10 protein-coding genes are annotated in these 20416 nt (G+C 66.4%); 8 read left to right on the plus strand and 2 right to left on the minus strand.

Going from position 1 to position 20416, the window contains the following annotated elements:
* Positions 1 to 86: 86 nt before the first annotated feature.
* From C5O79_RS01445 to C5O79_RS01465, 5 genes are read left to right on the plus strand one after another with little or no spacing between them, the layout of a single operon-like run.
* Positions 87 to 9581 (plus strand): non-ribosomal peptide synthetase, encoded by a 9495-nt coding sequence (locus C5O79_RS01445; RefSeq protein ID WP_131931067.1) that lies wholly within the window; start codon positions 87 to 89, stop codon positions 9579 to 9581.
* Complete coding sequence (locus C5O79_RS01450; protein ID WP_047853140.1) at positions 9578 to 10234, plus strand: glycosyltransferase family 25 protein; 657 nt, start codon at positions 9578 to 9580, stop codon at positions 10232 to 10234. The genes C5O79_RS01445 and C5O79_RS01450 overlap by 4 nt, the downstream gene beginning before the upstream one ends.
* A 53-nt stretch (positions 10235 to 10287) precedes the next feature.
* Positions 10288 to 10770, plus strand: coding sequence for a hypothetical protein (locus tag C5O79_RS01455; protein ID WP_122479009.1), 483 nt, complete (start codon positions 10288 to 10290; stop codon positions 10768 to 10770).
* Positions 10771 to 10786: 16 nt separating this feature from the next.
* On the plus strand, positions 10787 to 12490 hold the full coding sequence (locus C5O79_RS01460) for a cyclic peptide export ABC transporter (protein WP_122478253.1): 1704 nt from the start codon (positions 10787 to 10789) through the stop codon (positions 12488 to 12490).
* Complete coding sequence (locus tag C5O79_RS01465; RefSeq protein WP_226236178.1) at positions 12487 to 13584, plus strand: LuxR C-terminal-related transcriptional regulator; 1098 nt, start codon at positions 12487 to 12489, stop codon at positions 13582 to 13584. The genes C5O79_RS01460 and C5O79_RS01465 overlap by 4 nt, the downstream gene beginning before the upstream one ends.
* A 70-nt stretch (positions 13585 to 13654) precedes the next feature.
* Here C5O79_RS01465 and C5O79_RS01470 read toward each other — a convergent pair whose 3' ends face one another.
* Positions 13655 to 14476 (minus strand): helix-turn-helix transcriptional regulator, encoded by an 822-nt coding sequence (locus tag C5O79_RS01470; protein ID WP_046547122.1) that lies wholly within the window; start codon positions 14474 to 14476, stop codon positions 13655 to 13657.
* Positions 14477 to 14734: 258 nt separating this feature from the next.
* On the opposite strand from C5O79_RS01470, the gene C5O79_RS01475 reads away from it, so the two are divergent.
* Complete coding sequence (locus C5O79_RS01475; protein ID WP_124648034.1) at positions 14735 to 15007, plus strand: hypothetical protein; 273 nt, start codon at positions 14735 to 14737, stop codon at positions 15005 to 15007.
* Positions 15008 to 15783: 776 nt separating this feature from the next.
* Positions 15784 to 17532, plus strand: coding sequence for a cholesterol oxidase substrate-binding domain-containing protein (locus C5O79_RS01480; protein ID WP_122478258.1), 1749 nt, complete (start codon positions 15784 to 15786; stop codon positions 17530 to 17532).
* A 51-nt stretch (positions 17533 to 17583) separates the two neighbouring features.
* Here C5O79_RS01480 and C5O79_RS01485 read toward each other — a convergent pair whose 3' ends face one another.
* A complete protein-coding gene (locus C5O79_RS01485) occupies positions 17584 to 18285 on the minus strand; it encodes a TetR/AcrR family transcriptional regulator (RefSeq protein ID WP_122478260.1) in 702 nt (233 codons plus the stop codon).
* A gap of 52 nt (positions 18286 to 18337) precedes the next feature.
* Between C5O79_RS01485 and shc the strand changes: the two genes are divergently transcribed.
* Entirely contained in the window at positions 18338 to 20392 is a 2055-nt protein-coding gene (shc, locus tag C5O79_RS01490) for a squalene--hopene cyclase (RefSeq protein WP_131931068.1), read from the plus strand.
* Positions 20393 to 20416 lie beyond the last annotated feature (24 nt).

A 20416-nucleotide genomic window follows, 5' to 3' on the forward strand; every position in this document is an offset into this window, starting at 1 on the left:
GCGCGCCCGCCGGGGTTCGAGCGGCGCGCGCCGTGCGTGCTGCTTCAGGTTGTTTCAGGTGAACAAAACGTCTCAAGGAGTTTCCTGTGCAAGACAATAACGTGCTGGTCACCGACCATCGCTATGCAGCCACCGCGCGTTTCTGGCGCGAAAGCCTTTCGCGGGTCGCCGGCGTCTACGGAATCGCGGCGTACGCCCCGAGCCAGCAGCCGGGTCGCCCGCTGACCCGCTCGGTGCGGCTCACGCCCGCGTCGCTCGACCTGTTGCGGCGCATCGGCGACGGCGAGCTTGCCGAATTCGCCGTCGCGGCGGCGGGCATCGCGTTCCTGCTCTGGAAATACTTCCGGATTCCGGTCACGGTGCTCGGCACGCCGGGGCTGGCCGGGCATCCGTCGGCCCGGGCCGCCATCGTTCCGCTGATCATCGAGGTCCGCCCCGACGAGCGCATCGAGGACTACCTGTCGCGCGTGGCCGGGATCGTGGAAGACAGCTACGCCGAGCCTCGATTCCCGCTGGAAACGCTCGTGCGCAACGAAAAGGACATGGCGCTCGCGCAGCTCACGAAAGTCGCGCTGGCGGACGACCGGGTGCACCACGCACCGACCGGTCGGGACGACGATCTGCAGTTGCACCTGCGGCTCGCGCGCGGCGAAATCGAGCTTCGTTACAGCGGGGCCATCGAGCCTTTCATCATCGACGGTTTCGCCGGCAGCCTCGCCGCGGTGCTGGAGGCATTCGAACAGCTCGACGGCGCCGTCGGCGACATCGAAGCGGCCCCGCCGGAACAGGGCCCGCTGCTGGCCGCGTTCAACGAAACCGCGACGGCCGGCCCCAGCCACCCGACGGTCGTCGCCATGTTCGAAGCCCAGGTCGCACGCACGCCGACGGCGCCGGCCCTGGTCACCGACAGTTCGCTGATGACCTACGCCGACCTGAACGCCCGGGCCAACAGCCTCGCGCATCACTTGCGCGAACACCACGGCGTCGGGCCGGAATCGCTGGTCGGCATCATGCTCGACCGTTCCGAATGGATGATCGTCGCGATTCTCGGCATCCTGAAGGCAGGGGCGGCGTTCGTTCCGCTGGACCCCGCGTATCCGGCCGAGCGGATCAATCACATCCTCGGCGACACGGGCCTGTCGCTGCTGGTGACCCAGTCGAGTCAGCTCGCGCAGTGGTATGAATTCTCCGGCGTGACGCTGCTGCTGGACCAGGAACTCCCCGGCTGGCAGCCGCTGCCGGACAACCCGCCGCACCGTGCCGAACCGGCGCACCTGGCCTACGTGCTCTACACGTCGGGCTCGACCGGGAAACCCAAAGGCTGCCTGCTCGAACACCGGAACCTGGCCCACTACATCGCGTGGGCCGCCGCGTATTACTTTCCGGAAAGCACGACCGGCAGTTTCGGCCTGTACAGCTCGCTCTGCTTCGACTTCACGCTCACCAACATCTTCTGCCCGCTGGTGCGCGGCAAGACGCTGCGCATCTATCCGCAGTCGGAAAGCATCGACACCATCCTGGCCCGGATGTTCCAGCCCGGCAGCGGCGTCGACACCATCAAGCTCACGCCCACCCACATTCACCTGCTGGAATACATGAACCTGGCACGCTCCGGCGTGCGCAAGGTGATCGTGGGCGGCGAGGAACTGACGCCCCAGCACATCGCCACGCTGCGCAAGATCGATCCCGCGATCGAAATCTACAACGAGTACGGCCCCACCGAGGCGACGGTCGGCTGCATCGTCGAGCGCGTCGAGGACGCGCCGCCCACGGTGCTGATCGGCCGTCCCATCGCCGACACCCGGGTGTACATGCTCGACGACGCGCTGCGGCCGGTTCCGCTCGGCGTGCCCGGGGAAATCTGCCTCGCCGGCGCCGGCCTTGCACGCGGCTACCACCAGCGGCCCGACGTCACCGCCGCGAAATTCGTCGAGCATCCGTTTCCCGGCGAAGCGCGCATCTATCGCACCGGCGACATCGGCCGGTGGCTGCCCGACGGACGTATCCAGTGCTACGGACGCGTCGACCACCAGGTCAAGATCCGCGGGCACCGTGTCGAACTCGGCGAGATCGAGGCCGCGATCGCCGCGCACGAGGACGTCGTCGGCGCGGCGGTCATGCTGCGCGAATCCGCCCACGGGGTGCGCAAGCTGGCGGCCTACGTCAAGGGCGCCGCGAGCCTGAGCGTGCCGAACCTGCGGGCCTACCTGGCCGGGAAGCTGCCGGACTACATGGTCCCGTCCGACATCATCCCGATCGCCGAATTCCCGCTCAACGCCAACGGCAAGCTGGATCGCCCGGCGCTCCTGGCCCTGGAGCCTGCCGCCGCGCCCGAGGAAGCCCCTCTCGACGCCACGCCGATTCAGCGCGAACTGGTGCGCATCTGGCGCGACGTGCTCGACAATCCGGCCGTCGATCTCGCCGGCCGCTTCTTCGACTACGGCGGCGATTCGCTGCAAGCCATGCAGCTGGTCTCGCGGATCTGGAGCAGCTTCTCCGTCGAGATCGGCATCGACGCGATCTTCGAACTCCAGACCATCAGCGCGGTGTCCGACCTGATCGAAGCGTCGTCGCCCCACCCAGGCTCGACGGCCGGCGCCATCCCGCCCCGCTCGCGCGCGAACGACCTGCCGCTGTCCTTTCCGCAGCAGCGGCTGTGGTTCCTCGCGCAACTGGAAGGCCCGTCGGCCACCTACAACATCTCGAGCGCGCTGCGCTTCGAAGGCGAACTCGACGTCGCGCGCCTGCGGTTTGCCGTGTCCGAGATCAGCCGGCGTCACGAGATCCTGCGCACGACGTTTCCCGCCGTCGACGGCCGCGGGGTTCAACGCATTGCGCCGCCGGCGCCGGTCGCGCTCGACGTCGTCGACGTCGCCAGCGAATCCGACACGCTCGCGCTGCTCGCGGAGGAAGCCGACCGCCCGTTCGATCTCGCCGCCGGGCCGCTCTATCGCGTCGTGCTGTATCGCGTCCATGAGCGCCTGCACGTCTTCGGCATCGTGATGCATCACATCGTTTCCGATGCATGGTCGTCAGGCATCCTCATCGGCGAACTGGCCGCGCTCTATGCCGGCGAGTCGCTGCCGGAACTGGCCGTGCAGTACGCGGACTACGCCGTGTGGCAGCACGAGCGCCTGGCGTCCGCCGACACGCATCGGGAGCTGGCGCTCCTGAGCGCCGCGCTGGCGGACGCGCCGGACCTGATCGAACTGCCCACCGACCGCCCCCGGCCCGCCGTCCAGCAGTTCCGCGGCGCGGTCCTGCCGTTCCAGCTGAGCGGCGAGCGCGCCGACGGCCTGCGCGCGATTGCCCGTGCGTCCGGCACCAGCACGTTCATGGTCGTGCTCGCCGCGTATGCGCTGCTCCTGTCGCGATACAGCAACCAGCAGGACCTCGTCATCGGCTCCCCGATCGCCAATCGGCGTTCCAGCATGACCGAGCCGCTGATCGGCTTCTTCGCGAACATGCTCGCGCTGCGCGTGGACCTGTCGGGCAATCCGACCTTCGGCGACCTGCTGGCGCGCGTGAAGCGCGTCGCGCTGGACGGCTACAGCCGCCAGGAGATTCCGTTCGAGCAGGTGGTGGACTCGCTCGAGCCCGAACGCAACCTGGGCCGCACGCCGGTGTTCCAGGTCGTGTTCGCATACGAGAAAGCGCAACCCCGGGCAGTGAGCTTCCCCGGTCTCGTGGCCACGCCGGTGGCGGTGGAGACCCACACCGCGAAGTTCGACCTCACGCTTCATGTTCAGGATGCCGACGACGTCCTCGCGGGCTCGCTGGAATACAACCTGGATCTGTTCGACGCCGCCACGATCGATCGCATGGCGGAGCACTTCCGCACGCTCGTCGATGCCGTGATCGCCGATCCGGACCGGCCGCTCGGCGCGCTGTCGTTGTCGAATGACGCGGAGCGGAACCTGCTGACCGTCGAGTGGAACCGCACCGACATGGATTTCGGCGAGGACGCCGCACAACCGCTGCATCGCCTGTTCGAGCAGCAGGTCGAGCGCACGCCCGATGCCGTCGCGATCGGCTTCGATGACGCCGCGCTCACCTACGCCGAACTCAACCTGCGCGCCAACCGCCTCGCCCACCACCTCATCGCGCTCGGCGTCGGCCCCGATGCACTCGTCGGCGTCGCCATGGAGCGTTCGCTCGACATGAGCGTTGCCCTGCTCGCGATCCTCAAGGCTGGCGGCGCTTATGTTCCGGTCGATCCCGAGTACCCCGCCGAGCGCGTGCGCTTCATGATCGACCACGCGCAGTTGCGCTGGCTCCTCACCCAGCAGCACCTGCACGACGCGCTGCCCGACACCGACGCGCACGTGATCGTCGTCGATCGCGACTCGCTCGACCTCGACGCCGCGGCGACGTCCAACCCCGCGCCCGCGCTGAACGGCGACAACCTCGCCTACATGATCTACACGTCCGGCTCGACCGGCCGCCCCAAGGGCGCGCTCAACACCCACCGCGCGATCACCAACCGCATCCTCTGGATGCAGCACGCCTATGCGCTCGGCGCCGACGATGCCGTGCTGCAGAAGACCCCGTTCAGCTTCGACGTCTCGGTCTGGGAACTCTTCTGGCCGCTCGTCACCGGCGCGCGCCTCGTGTTCGCCCGCCCCGGCGGCCAGCGCGAGACCGACTACCTGGTCGAGCTCATCGAGCGCGAACGCATCACCACGATCCATTTCGTGCCGTCGATGCTGCGCGCGTTCCTCGATCATCCGGACCTCGACGCGCACTGCGCGTCGCTGCGCCGCGTCGTGTGCAGCGGCGAAGCCTTGCCCCATGACCTGCAGCAGCGCTGCCTCGAGCGGCTGGACGTCAAGCTCTACAACCTCTACGGCCCCACCGAGGCCGCCGTCGACGTGACCGCGTGGGAATGCCGGCGCGACGATCCGCACCGCATCGTCCCGATCGGCCGGCCCATCGCCAACACCCGCCTCTACATCGTCGACGCGCAGATGCAGCCCACGCCGATCGGCGTGGCCGGCGAATTGCTGATCGGCGGCACGCCGGTCGGGCGCGGCTACCACGGCGAACCCGAACTGAGCGCCGAAAAGTTCATCGCCGATCCGTTCTCGGCCGACCCGCTCGCGCGCCTCTACCGCACCGGCGACCTCGCACGCTACCGGCCCGACGGCAACATCGAGTTCCTCGGCCGCATCGATCACCAGATCAAGCTGCGCGGCCTGCGCATCGAACCCGGTGAAATCGAGGCGGCGCTGCGCGCGCATCCGTCGGTCGACGACTGCGTCGTGATCGCGAAAACCGAAGGAGCCCGAACGTTCCTGATCGCCTATGTCGCGACCGCCGCGCCGGACATCGCCGATCTGCGCGGCTATCTGGGCGGCAAGCTCGCCGACTACATGGTGCCGTCGCAGTTCGTCGCCCTTGAATCCTTGCCGATGCTGCCCAACGGCAAGATCAACCGCAAGGCGCTGCCGCTTCCGGCGGATCGGGGCGACGCGGCCCAGCCGCACGCACCTGCCGTCACGCCGCGGGAAATCCTGCTGGCGTCGATCTGGCAAGACGTGCTGCAGTTGCCTTCCGTCGGCATCCACGACAATTTCTTCGAACTCGGCGGCGACTCGATCCTGAGCATCCAGGTGATCGCGCGCGCCAATCAGGCAGGGCTGCGCGTGACGGCGAAGCAGCTGTTCCAGTATCAGACGATCGCGCAACTGGCCTCCGCGCCCGAGGAGCGGGCAGCCTGCGCGCCGACCTTGAGCCCGCTGGGCGATGCGCCGCTCACGCCGGTGCAGCACTGGTTCTTCGAACAGGAGATCGATGCGCCGTCGCACTACAACCAGACGGTCCTGATCCAGGTGCCGGCGGATATCGACGCATCGAGGCTGGCCGACGCGTTCCGGCAGGTCTACGAACATCACGATGCGTTGCGACTGCGTTTCTCGCACGATGCGGGCCGCTGGACCCAGCAGGTCGTCGCCGGCGGCGAGATGCCGGCGCTCTTTGCGAAACAGGTGATCGCCGGCGACGCAGGCGAGCGCCTGGCGGCGATGCGTGCCGCCGCCGCTGACGCGGAGCGCGGCATCGACATCACGCATGGCCCGTTGCTGGCGGCCCGGCTCTTCTGCCTGGCCGACGAGCCGCTCGCCCGCCTGTTCGTGTCGATCCATCACCTGGCGGTGGACGGCGTGTCATGGCGCGTGCTCCTCGAGGACCTGCATGCCGCTTACCACGGCCAGCCGTTGCCCGGGAAGACGACTTCGTTCCGCGAATGGGCGTTGCATCTGCAGCAACTGGCCCGGTCGCCCGCCATCGGCGACGAAGCGCGACAGTGGCAAGCCCTCCTCGCGCAGCCCGTCGAGCCGATGCCGGTTGACTATCCAGGCGCGGGCGCGGCCAACAACGCAGTCGACGACGCGTCGTCCGTTTCATTCGAGCTGGACGAAGCCGATACCACCGCGTTGCTGCGCCGGCTGCCACGCGCCTATGACACCCGCATCAACGACGTCCTGCTCGTCGCGCTCGCGCAAGCCTGCAGCATGGTCACGGGCAACACCCGCACGCGGATCGATCTCGAGAGTCACGGCCGCCACGTGTCGGATGCTCCGCTCGACCTCACCCGGACGGTGGGCTGGTTCACGTCGATCTACCCGGTCGTGCTCGACGCCGACGCGATGCACGCGCCGGAGCAAGCGCTGCGTGCCGCACGGCAGCAGCTGCGCCGGATTCCGGCCGACGGTCTCGGTTATTCGCTGCTCCGCTACCTGAGCCCCGACGCCGCCGTGCGCGACAGTCTCGCCGCGTTGCCGAAGGCCGATATCCTCTTCAACTATCACGGGCAGCTCGATACCGTATTGCGGCAATCCGATGGCTGGCGCCCGGCGGCCGAAGACCTCGGTTCGCTGCGCGCCGGGCGGTCGCAGCGCACGCATGCCTTCGAGATCGTCGCGGCCGTTGCCGACGGCAAGCTCCAGGTGGACTGGCGCTACGGCGAGCGGCTCCACCGGCGGCAGACGGTCGAGAACCTGGCCGCGCACTTCAGGGACCGGTTGCTCGACTTCGCGGCGTCGGTCCCCGACACCGCAGCGGACGATATCGAGGACAGCTACCCGCTCTCGTCGCTGCAGCAGGGCATCCTGTTCCATTCGCTGTACGACCTGGATCCTGCCGCCTATTTCCAGCAGTTCAGCTTTGTCGTCAGCGGCCCGCTCCAGGTGCCGGCGCTCCGGCAGGCGTGGGCCAATGCGCTCGCGCGCCATGCCGTGCTGCGCACCGCGTTCGCGTGGGCCGATCGCGACCATCCCGTCCAGACCGTACGGCACACGGTCGACCTGCCATGGACGTTCCTTGACTGGCGGCACCGCGATGCGTCCCGCCGCGCGCAGGATTTCGATGCGTTCCTCGCCGACGACCGGAAGCGCGGCTTCGATCTGCAGCGCGCGCCGTTGTTCCGCTGCACGCTGATCCAGGAAACGGACACGCGCCATCGCTTCTGCTGGAGCGCGCACCACATCATCCTCGACGGCTGGAGCACCGCGACCCTGATGAAGGAGGTGTTCGACGACTACCTGTCGCTCGCCCGCACCGGCATGCCCGCGGTCGCGGCGTCGGCGCCGGGATACCGCGCGTACATCGACTGGCTCGCGCGTCATCCTCGCTCGGCCGACGAAACCTGGTGGCGCGCCGAGCTGGCCGGCTTCAAGGCCGCCACGCCGGTCGCGGCCAGTCCGGCCCGACAGGCGACCGGCGACGCCGCGCGGCAGGACAAGCGCCGGACCCAGCAATTCCTGCTGGACGAGGCGCTGGCCGCGCGGCTGCAAGCGCTCACGCGCACGCATCGCGTCACCCTCAACGTGCTGATCCGCGCGGTCTGGGCGTTGGTGCTGCGGCGCCACGCCGGAACGGACGACGTCGTCTTCGGCGTCACCGTGTCCGGTCGCCCGCCGATGCTCGACGGCGTCGAGTCGATCGTGGGGCTGTTCATCAACACGCTGCCGCTGCGCCTGCGGATCGCGCCCGAGCGCCCGTTCATCGAATGGCTGGCAGAGGTCCACGCAGCCCAGACGGCGATGGAGCCGCATTCGTACAGCTCGCTGGTCGATATCCAGTCGTGGAGCGAACTGCCCGCCGGCGACAGTCTGTTCGACAGCCTGCTGGTCTTCGAGAACTTCCCGGTTGCCGCCGCCCCCGATCTCGGACCGGACGACATCGAGATCCTCGACACCCGCGCGTTCGCGGAATCGAACTACCCGCTGACCCTGACCGTGCACCCGAACGAGCGCATCGGCTTCCATATTTCGCACGATGCACACCGCATCGCGCCGGATGTCGTGCGGCAGATGCTCGATACCCTCCGCACGTTGCTCGAGCGATTCGCCGAGAACCCGGGCGAGCTGACCGGCCAGCTCGCCGATCCGCCGGCCGCCGACGGCCGGCCGAGCGCGCCGCGCAGCGGGGCCGGGCCGGCCATCGAAGCCGCTGCCGGTGCGGCCGCGGCGGCGCGCGCCGTCGCGCATACGGCGGACGAAAGCACGTTGCTGGAGATCTGGCGGCGGATCTTCAAAAGAGACGACATCGCGGTCAGCGACAACTATTTCGACCTGGGCGGCCACTCGATCATCGCGATCCAGCTGATGGCCCATGTCGAGAAGGCGTTCGATCGCCGGCTGCCGATTTCCTGTCTCTTCGAGAATCCGACGATCGAGAAACTGGCGGCGGCGCTGGCCGCGAAAGAACCGTCCGCGCCCGCCGGCGGGCTCGTGCCGATTCGCGACGGCGGCCCCGCCGCGCCGCTCTTCCTGCTGCCGGGCGCCGGCGGGAACGTGGTCTACTTCCACCCGCTCGCGAATCACCTGAGCGGGGCTCACGCGATTCACGGGCTGGAAGCGCTCGGACTCGACGGCGCGTGCGAGCCGCTCACCCGCGTGGAAGACATCGCGGCCCGTCATATCGAACGCATCTGGCCGCTGGTGGGCGCGGGTCCGTACTACCTGGCGGGCCACTCGTTCGGCGCGCACGTGGCGCTCGAAATGAGCCGGCAACTGGTCGCCAAGGGCGCCGACGTGAAATTGCTGGCGATCTTCGACGCGTCCGCGCCCATCGACAGCTCGGCCGCCACTTACTGGCAGGACTGGGACGACACCGAATGGCTGGTCGCGATCGCCTACGAAATCGGCACCTTCCTCGGGACCGACCTTCAGGTGACGCGAGCGGACCTCGTCCATCTCGATCCCGACGGCCAGGCCGGCCTGATCCTCGAACGGATCGGCGACCGCGGCAGCTGGTTCGCGGACGCCGGGTCCGACCGCCTGCGCGCCTACCTGCGCGTCTATCAGGCCAACTTCAAGTCGCGCTACGCGCCGCACGCCACCCCGCTGCCCGTGCCGATCGCGTTGTTCCGCAGCACCGAGCGCGATCCCGGCGACTACGCGCCGTCGTCCGAGATCGCGCAGCTTCGCCTGGACGCGACCTGGGGATGGTCTCGCTTCTCGGCGCACCCCGTCGCGGTGACGGACGTCCCCGGCGACCACCTGACCATGCTGCTCGATCCGCATGCCGGTGTCCTCGCCGCCCATGTCAATTCGTTTCTGGAAAAAACGCCCTCATGAAATCAACGCCGACGATCGACAATACTTTTGCCCGCAAGGTCTGCATCAACCTGGACCGGCGCCCCGACCGCTGGGAAGCGATGCAACGAAAATTCGCAGAGCAGAACATCCTCACGGTGGAACGGCTGCCTGCCGTCGATGCAAGGCTGGTGAGCGTGCCGGAATCGTTGAGCCATATGCGTGCGCAGGACTACGGCTGCACGATGAGCCATCTCGCCGCGGTGAAACAGGCGAAGGCCGCCGGTGCGAGAGAAGTCCTGATCTTCGAGGACGACGCGTTCTTCGACGCCGATTTCGCCGCGCGCTTTCCCGAGTTCATCGCGCAAGTGCCGGACGACTGGCACATGCTGTTCCTGGGCGCGTATCACTTCACGCCGCCGATTCCCGTCGCGCCGAACATCGTCAAGGCCGTGGAGACGCTCACCGCGCACGCGTACGTCGTCAGGAACTCGCTTTACGACGCATTCATCGCGATCAACGAAAACCCGCCGGCGATCAACGACCGCAACAACCTCGTCCTGCAGCAGACGTTCAATTGCTACTGCTTCGAGCCGAATCTGGTCGGACAGGAGTCCGGCTACTCCGACATCATGGACGAAGTGATGCCGGAAAAGCCGCTGACCTATTCCATGCCCATTCCGGACGGCTGGTAACGCCTGCCGCCCGTGCTCGCCGCGATCCAACACTCGACAGGCCATTGAACATCATGCAACTCACCACCGTTGACCTCGAAGCGGCGTTCGTACAGGCCGCGCTGGATGCGCTTCACCGGGACTGCAAGCTCGGCGACGCGATTTCACTGGCTTATGGGAAATGCGAATCGACCGCCGGCGTGATCGACCTGATTTTTCCGCTGATCACGAAGAAACTGCGGATCGATTACATCCTCATGTACAGCATCGAAAGCAATCCCCGCACGCTCCTGCAATTTCTTCGGCAGATCGAGTCGCGGCTGGCACGGAGCGAAGACTGGACGGCCGCGTCGGTCGAGGCCGCGTTGCGAAGCGTGGCCGATTCACCGGACGGCGTCGGCTGGGAGCGCGCGCAGCGCCTGCTGAAGTGCTGCATCCTGTTTTCCGATTCGCCGCTGGGAATCGTGGAAAGCATCACGTTCCTGGGCAAGCAAGAAACCTCGTCGAGGTTGAGATCAGCGGCAAGCAATGTCGAACTCAGCCACCTGATCAACTGAGACCTATTGGCCACTCATGGATTCCGCTCAAAGCAAATCGCCGCCATGGCATTCCGCCGCCACCCTGATGTGGCGCAGTCATCCCTGGCTGACGCTGGGCACGGTCGTGACGGGCCTCGTCAGCGGCATCGCGTCGATCGCGGGCGTCGGGTTGATCAGCACCGTGCTGCACGACCAGGATGATCGCCAGACGCTGTTGCTGCTCTTCATCGCGGTGAATGTCGTCGCGGTGGTCTGCAGGAGCTGCGCTGCCGTGATGCCCTCCTATGCCTGCATGAAAGTCATGACGAGGTTGCGCGTCAACCTGTGCAAACGGATCCTGGCGACCCCGCTGGATGAAATCGACAGACGCGGCGCCCCCAACGTGCTGACCATGCTGACACAGGACATTCCGCAGTTGAGCCAGACCCTACTGACCATCCCGACGATCATCGTTCAATCAGTCGTCCTGATCTGCAGCATCGCCTATCTCGCCTATCTCTCGTGGATCGTGTTCGCGTCGACGATCATCCTGACCCTCGTCGGCCTGGTGCTTTATCTGTTTTTCTATCGGAAGGCGGTCAATTTTACGGAGCGGGTTCGCGATGAATTCGTCCAGTTCAACGAATACACACATGGCCTCGTGTTCGGCATCAAGGAGCTCAAGCTCAACCGGGCCAGGCGACGCTGGTTTACCCGCGCCGCGATCGAATTGTCGTCGAAGCGCGTGGCGGGATTCAATTACATAGAACGCTTCTGGTTCATGAGCGGCGACAGCATCGGCCAGATCACCGTAGCGGTCCTGCTCGGATGCCTGCTGTTCGGCGTACCTTCGCTGGGCGTCGTGGATCCCTCCGTACTCACGGCGAGCATTCTGGCCGTGCTCTACATGATGGGGCCCTTGACCATGCTGATCAATATTCTGCCGGTGGTGGCCGAAGGCAAGACCGCGCTCGCCCGGCTGGCGGAATTCGGCTTTCTGATCGACGACACGCAGGCTTCACACGAGGAACCGCGCCCTGCGGGCAACGTGGAAACCCTGTCGGCCAAGTCATGGAAGGTCATCGAGTTGAAAGACGTGACGATGAACTACCGTGACAATGAAGCATCGGTCGACTTCGTGCTCGGCCCCATCGACATGACGATTCATGCCGGAGAACTCGTCTACGTGATCGGCGGAAACGGCAGCGGCAAGAGCACGCTTGGCAAGGTCCTCAGCGGCCTCTATGCGCCTACCGGCGGCACGATTTCCCTCGACGGAAAAGTCGTTGACGACGCTGCGAGGGAACGCTACCGAAACCTGTTTTCCGCCGTCTTCACCGATTTCCATTTGTTCAATCGCATCATCGGACCGGATCGGGGCAATGAAAGCATCGAGCTTGCCCGGAAATACCTCGACACCCTGAAACTGGCGGACAAGATCGAGATTTCCGGCCGGACCTACTCGACCACCCGCGCGTTATCGACAGGGCAACGCAAGCGCTTGGCGCTGCTTTGCGCGTACATCGAGGATCGTCCGATTTATATCCTGGACGAATGGGCCGCCGATCAGGATCCGGTGTTCAAGCGATTTTTCTATGAAGTGCTGGTTCCCGATCTGAAATCACGCGGGAAATGCGTCGTCATCATCACCCACGACGATCAGTACTTCAAGCTGGCGGATCGGGTCATTCGCCTGGATAGCGGCCGCATCTTCTCCGATACGGCCATGTGTGCCGTCCGGGCCGAGGCTGCCGGATGAGCAGCGATCCGGACTCGGACATGGTGCGCGCCATCCGTCGCAGACGGGCGCAACGGTCGCCGTGCGCCGTACCGGCTTCGACGGCCGGCAATGTTGCGTCTGTCCCGGCAATCCGTTACAGACGCGTTCGCAACCGGGTGTTTAAATCATGTCGGCATTCATGCGCACAAGCGCAGCTTCAACGTCTCATCAGGAATCCCTTCATGGAGTTCAGCAGATTGTTCGCACACGTCGGCGAAGCGATCTCGAGCAGCGGGAGCCGACGTTTTCCCCGGATGATGTACAACCTGATCGCCGCGGCGGTCCCCGTCGACGAGATCCGCATTTCGGAGCTTGCGATCGACGACGTGCCGGACGGCCCTCCCGAGGTGCGCAGCCTCGGCGCGGTCGGCGCGGCGCTCGCGAAGACCGGCGCGGCCGCTGTCTGTTGCGGGCCGCAGATGCCGCCGCGCCCGGGCACGAGCCCCCTGCACGTCGACGACACGCTCGCCGGCCACGGCCCGATCCACGCGCAGCTCGACCGCTTCATCCTCATGCAGGCGGCGATCGTGTCGCCGCGCTACGCGCAATTCCACCTCGTGACCCGCAAGCGGGGCCACTGTTATGTGATCTCGTTGTATCGCACCTGTACGTTCGACGATTTCTCGCCGCAGGAGCGGACCTTCCTCAAGGAACTCTCGCACGTGCTGTTTCCGATCGTCGAGAGCCATGTCGCGGCGCTCGATTCGGCTCCGCCGGCCGCTCGTGTGACGACCGCCGCGCCGCCGGCGACGCAATCGGGCCGGGAGCGCGTGGCGCGGCGGTTCGCCGATCGCCTGCAGCAAGCCGGCGTCAAGCTGTCGACGCGCGAGATCGAGGCATGCACGGCACTCCTGGCCGGTGACACGGTGCCCGCCATCGCCATGCGCTTCGCGCTGCGCGAAAGCACCGTCGAAACCTACCTGAAGCGGGCGGCCATCAAGCTGGGCTTCAGCGGGCGTCATGGCCTGACGCGCTGGATGCTCGACGAGACGGCCGGGGCCGCGACGGAAGCTGGCAGTGGCGAGATGAGAAGCATGCGGCGCGACTACGCGTCGCCGCGCCTCGGAACCTGAGGGCCCGCGGCCCGAACGCGCATGCCCGGCGGCATGCGTCGCGCGTCCGCGGCGTGATGGTGTGACGGCGTCACGCCGCCGACGCGCACGGTACGGAATCGTCGATCATCCATTTCGTGAGCCCGTGCCGGCCGCTGATGCCGAGCTTCACCGCGGCGCGCTTGATGTACGTCTCGATCGTGCTCTCCTTCACACCGAGCTCGCCGGCCATTTCGCGCAGCATCTTGCCCGCGAGCAGGCCGAGGCACACTTCGTTTTCACGCGCCGACAACACGACCCTCGCGCGCGCGAGCCGCGATTCGAACTCGTGGCGCAGCGCCTCGACGCCGGGCATGCCTGCCGTCGCACCGGGTGCCGTCGCACCTTCCCGCTCGCCGTGCCGGCACGTCGACGCATGCCACTCGACGAGCGGCAGCAGCGTATCGGCGAAATTCTTCAGGAACGACATCTCCCGCAACGAGAAGTCGCGATGCGATGCCGTGCGGTGCAGCGAGATCACGTAGCGGCGATTCGCCTTGCCCGACACGAGATGGCACTGAAATCCGCCGCCCGGCCCGCGCGACGGCGCGACTTCGCCGCCATTGCCGCGCCGCATCAGCGGATTGATGTGAATGAGCTGCCGGTCGCAGGCCGCCAGGATCCGGTTCAACGGCGGATGCGCTGCCGGTTCCCGCTCGCCGTGCGCGGCCGGCGCGCCGCGCCCGTCATCGCCCGGCGCGCCGGCCGCGCCGAGCGATTGCACGCGGACGACTTCGCCCGCCGGCTCGTCGAGCGTCCATTCAGTCATCCGGGTGATCGTGAGCGGAATCGACTCGACCAGCAATGCATGCATGTCGGATGCGAACCGCTCACTGCCTGCGCTCGAAATCACCTTCCCGAGCTTCGCGAACATCTGACTCTCCTTGTTGTGCGTGCTTGAGGACCTGGCGCAACGCAAGCGCCGGCGAACCGGCACGGTTTGCGCGGCGCGCGTCGGGTCGCGCTGCGTCGCGCGCCTTTTTTCAGGCGGGCAACGCGCCGCCGCCAGCGCGCGCCGATGCGTCCGGCTCATGCGAGACGACGGCGTGCCGTTCCCAGTTCAGCCCGATGCGGGCGACTCGCGAAGCCGCAAAAGGCTGAAACGTCCATTTCGGCCGATTCGCGTTGCCGGATGAAAACGCGCCGCCGCCGGACGTGCCTGAAACCTGAATCGGAAAACCCGGCGCCGGCTCGAAGCGGGCGCGTTCCCGGCGAATTCAAAGAAAAATCGCGATCAAAAAGCGAAACGATTCTTTCCATTGAATTTGATCCATGTATATCCCAGCCGCGTATGATAGCGACGATTCAAGACATTTGCAGTCAACCCGACATCTATTTTTTAAAACACATCTTTCACGAACCGGAAATCAATCAATTCGCGAGCCGCTCATTGGCATTATTATGAATACACCGATAAATCGACATCCGTTTACCACGAACTTTTGTAATAATCACCCGGGCGACGCATACCTCGAATTTTCATCCGGGGAGCCTTGCTCGAGAGATGAATTATCGGATTTCACCCTACCTCCCGCTCATCGACCCGGCTTCAGGTATTGTCTTCCGGACGTTATTTCGATTCGCTCAACAATCGATTCAATATGCGCGACGGCAAAGCATAATTTGCGCTCCAAGCCCACGTGGCGCGGCACCGGCAGCCGCGTTGCAAAATACCCACAACGGACGAAGCCATTTCCCGTCATAAAATTTCCATATTAAATGACTCGGAATTCGTCAACTCCCCCGCTTGTCACCCGATAGATAAATTGCTACGCTTTCGACCGAAATGCATGACGTATCGTCAATCAACCTTGAACTGCGGACGGGTTTATTTAAAGAATCGAAACATGAAGATTAATATTCACGTGAAATCATCTTTTATCGATCGCCACGGCTAGCGCTTCGCCGCGCGCGATTCCGTCGAATCTCCCTATCTGCTTGCCGACAGAACCGGCCGACGGCCAATTAAAGCAATCGCCAGGCGGTTTTCCGATTTCCTATTAGACGTCCGTGATGATGTGCGGCCGCGCATTGCCGAACGCACCGTCTTTTTTCAATCCTGGCCCACCCACGCGCAACACTTCCCGCGCGTCGCACCTGCTCGAATTGCCACACGAGTCTCAACGCGTCATTTGTCGTCTTTCCAATCTGCAAAACAATTCCGAAAAATTGGAGCACACCATGAGTCACGACTTCAGAGACGAGCCTGCGCCGCGTCGCGCCTTCCTGGCCGACATGGCGAAGCTCGCGGCGGCCGGCATCGTCACCGGCTGGACACCGCTCTACCAGGTTGCGGCGCACGCGCGAACGGCCGGCGAGACACCGCCCGGCTTCCCGGCCGACATCCCGCTTTACAAGCAGGCATTCCAGAACTGGAGCGGCGAGATCGCCGTGCAGGACGTATGGACCGCCGCGCCGCGCTCCGCCGACGACGTCGTCGCAACCGTCAACTGGGCACGCGCAAACGGCTACCGGATACGCCCGCGCGGCTACATGCACAACTGGTCGCCGCTGACGCTGGACCCGGGCGCCGGCGCCGCGAACCTCGTGCTGCTCGATACGACGAAGTCGCTGACGGCCGTCTCCGTCGACACGTCGGCGCGTCCGGCGCGCGTCACCGCCCAAACGGGCGTCTCGCTGGAGTCGCTGCTCGCGACGCTCGAGCAGGTTGGCCTCGGCGTGATTGCCGCGCCGGCACCGGGCGACATCACGCTCGGCGGCGCGCTCGCGATCGATGCACACGGCACCGCTGTGCCCGCGGCCGGTGAAACCTTGCAACCGGGCCATACCTACGGCTCGCTGAGCAATCTCGTGGTCGCGCTCACGGCGGTCGTGTTCGATCCGGCCCGGCAGCAATACGTGCTGCGCCGGTTCGAGCGCAGCGATCCCGAGATCGGCGCGTTCCTCGCGCACATCGGGCGAGCGCTCGTCGTCGAAGTCACGCTGACGGCAGGGCCGAACCAGCGGCTACGCTGCCAGAGCTACGTCGATATTCCGGCCTCCGAACTGTTCGCCGCGCCCGGCACGACGGGCCGCACGATCGCATCGTTTCTCGACGGCTCGGGCCGGGTGGAAGCCATCTGGTTCCCGTTCACGACCAAGCCGTGGCTCAAGGTCTGGACGCCGACGCCCAGCAAGCCGTTCCTGTCGCGCGCCGTCACGCAGCCGTACAACTATCCGTTCTCCGATTCGATCTCGCAGTCCATCTCGGATCTCGTCAAGCGGATCGTGATCGGCGGCGAAGGCGCATTGACGCCGCTGTTCGGCCAGACGCAGCTGGCCATCACGACGGCCGGTCTCGCACTCACGCTCAGCGGAGACATCTGGGGCTGGTCGCGCACCGTGCTGCAGTACATTCGGCCGACGACGCTGCGCGTCACCGCGAACGGCTACGCGGTACTGGCGCGGCGCGCCGACGTGCAGCGCGTGATCAGCGAATTCGTGCAGTTCTATCAGAACCGCGTCGACACGTACAAGGCGCGCGGCGAGTATCCGATGAACGGTCCCGTCGAGATCCGCGTCACCGGTCTCGACAAGCCGGCCGATGCCGGCGCGGGCGCGGCCGTGCCCGCCTTGTCCGCGCTCAAGCCGCGCCCCGACCGGCCGGAATGGGATACCGCCGTATGGTTCGATATCCTGACGTTGCCGGGCACGCCGGCCGCCGATCGCTTCTATCGCGAGATCGAGCAATGGATGCTCGCGAACTACACCGGCTCGTATGCGACGGTGCGCCCGGAATGGTCGAAGGGCTGGGCCTATACCGACACGGCCGCCTGGCAGGACGACACGATGCTCACCACCACGATTCCGAACCTGCATCGTGAAGGCCAGCCGCCGTCGAGCAGCTGGGATACGGCGCGCGCGACCCTCGAACGCTACGACCCGCACCGGATCTTCCGGTCGCCGCTGCTCGACCGGCTGATGCCGTAGCGATCCCGGCGCAAGCCGGGCGCCACGGCGGCCAGACGCCATGACGCAGCATCACGCGGCGCCGTCGCGCCCCTTCGGAAACACGCCGTGGCTCATCGCATCGAGCTGCCGGCCGATCTCCGCGCGCAATTCGGCGGATATCTCGAGGCTGTCGAGCAGTTTCGAAATCCACAGCCCGTCGGCGGCGAGCCGGCAGATCATCAGCGTCGCGGCCTGCTCGAGCGGCACGGGATCGGGCCGTGTCCATTCCCGCATCGGCACCGACCAGCGCGCGCGCGTGTCCTGGTCGGTGATCATCGACGCGACCAGCACGCGCAGCACATCGGTACTCGCGACCGCATGCGACTCGTCGAGCACCGCATGCATGTAGGCGCGGGCCACCGCGCCGGCGCCGTCGGCATCCGCCGCCACCCGCGCGGCCATCTGCGCGGTGAACCGCTCGGTCGCCTGACCGAACAGCGCATCCAGCAGCCCCTGCTTGTTCGCGAAGTGATATTGCAGCGCGCCTTTCGTCACGCCGGCCCGCTCGGCCACCGCATCGAGCGTCAGCGCGGCCACGCCGTGATGTGTCGCGATTTCCGATGCAGCCGCCAGCAACTGCGCACGCACCTGATCCGGCGCTTTTTTCCGACGCACGCCGGCGGTGGGGACGGCCGGCGCCGATGATGCCTCAGGCGCCCGCGCACCAGCCGTTCCGGCCGGTTCGACGGGCGCGGACGCATCGCGCGGCACGGGTTCGAGGTGTTTTTTCATGGTGCGGATGGTAGCACCCGGCGTCTCGATATAAACATTCCGGCCGGATGGTATGATCCGCCGCATGACTACAGCCACCCCCTCCCCCTGGTCCGCGCTCGACACCGCGATCGCCCGTGGACGCGACGCCCTCGTGCGTCTCCAGCAGCCCGACGGCAGCTGGTGTTTCGAACTCGAATCCGACGCGACGATCACCGCGGAATACATCCTGATGATGCATTTCATGGACAAGATCGACGACATCCGCCAGGAGAAGATGGCGCGCTACCTGCGCGCGAACCAGCGGCTCGACACCCATGGCGGCTGGGCGCTGTACGTCGACGGCGATCCGGACGTGTCGTGCAGCGTGAAGGCGTACTTCGCGCTGAAGGCGGCCGGCGACAGCGAACATGCGCCGCACATGATCCGCGCGCGCGACGCGATCCTGAAGCTCGGCGGCGCGGCCCGCGCGAACGTGTTCACGCGGATCCTGCTCGCGACGTTCGGCCAGGTGCCGTGGCGCGCGACGCCGTTCATGCCGGTCGAATTCGTGCTGTTCCCGAAGTGGGTGCCGATCTCGATGTACAAGGTCGCGTACTGGGCGCGCACGACGATGGTGCCGCTGCTCGTGCTGTGCTCGCTGAAGGCGCGCGCGCGCAATCCGCGCAACATCTCGATCCGCGAGCTGTTCGTCACGCCGCCGGACGAGGAGCGCCAGTACTTCCCGCCCGCCCGCGGCATGCGCAGGCTGTTCCTCGCGCTCGACCGCACGGTGCGCCATGTCGAGCCGCTGATGCCGAAGGGCCTGCGGCAGCGCGCGATTCGCCATGCCGAGGCGTGGTGCGCGGAGCGCATGAACGGCGAGGACGGGCTCGGCGGCATCTTCCCGCCGATCGTGTACGCCAACCAGATGATGCAGGTGCTCGGCTATCCGGACGATCACCCGTTGCGGCGGGATTGCGACAACGCGCTGGAGAAGCTGGTGGTCACGCGGCCGGACGGCAGCATGTATTGCCAGCCGTGCCTGTCGCCGGTGTGGGACACCGCGTGGAGCACGATGGCGCTCGAGCAGGCGCGTGGCGTGGCGGCGGCGGAAGACGGCGAGCCGGGCGACGCACGGCGCGCACTCGACGAACGCATCGCACGCGCATACGACTGGCTGGCCGAACGCCAGGTGAACGACCTGCGCGGCGACTGGATCGAGAACGCGCCGGCCGATGTCCAGCCGGGCGGGTGGGCGTTCCAGTACGCGAACCCGTACTACCCCGACATCGACGACACGGCGGTCGTCACCGCGATGCTCGATCGCCGCGGCCGCACGCATGCCAACGCGGACGGCACGAACCCGTATGCGCCGCGCGTCGCGCGCGCGCTCGACTGGATGCGCGGGCTGCAATCGCGCAACGGCGGCTTCGCGGCATTCGACGCCGACTGCGACCGCATGTACCTGAACGCGATTCCGTTCGCCGACCACGGCGCACTGCTCGATCCGCCGACCGAGGACGTGTCGGGCCGCGTGCTGCTGTGCTTCGGCGTGACGAAACGCGCGGAAGAACGCGCATCGGTCGAGCGCTGCATCGACTACGTGAAGCGCACGCAGCAGCCCGACGGCAGCTGGTGGGGCCGCTGGGGCACGAACTACATCTACGGTACGTGGAGCGTGCTGGCCGGCCTCGCGCTCGCCGGCGAGGACAAGTCGCAGCCGTATATCGCACGCGCGATCGAATGGCTGCGCTCACGGCAGCATGCTGACGGCGGCTGGGGCGAGACGAACGACAGCTACATCGACCCGAAGCTGGGCGGCACCAATGGCGGCGAGAGCACGTCGAACTTCACCGCGTGGGCGCTGCTCGCGCAGATGGCGTTCGGCGACTGCGAATCCGATTCGGTGAAGCGCGGCATCGCGTATCTGCAGTCGGTCCAGCAGGAAGACGGCTTCTGGTGGCACCGCTCGCACAATGCGCCGGGCTTTCCGCGCATCTTCTACCTGAAGTATCACGGCTATACCGCGTACTTCCCGCTGTGGGCGCTCGCGCGCTATCGGCGGCTGGCGGGTGCGGCAGCGGCGCGGGCGTCGGCCGAGCACGGTGCGACGGCCGTCGAGGCAACGGACTCGGTTGTCGCCTGAGCGGTAACGTGACGGCGCAAGGCC

The organism is Burkholderia sp. SRS-25 (assembly GCF_004343765.1).
GTDB classification, from domain to species: domain Bacteria; phylum Pseudomonadota; class Gammaproteobacteria; order Burkholderiales; family Burkholderiaceae; genus Burkholderia; species Burkholderia contaminans.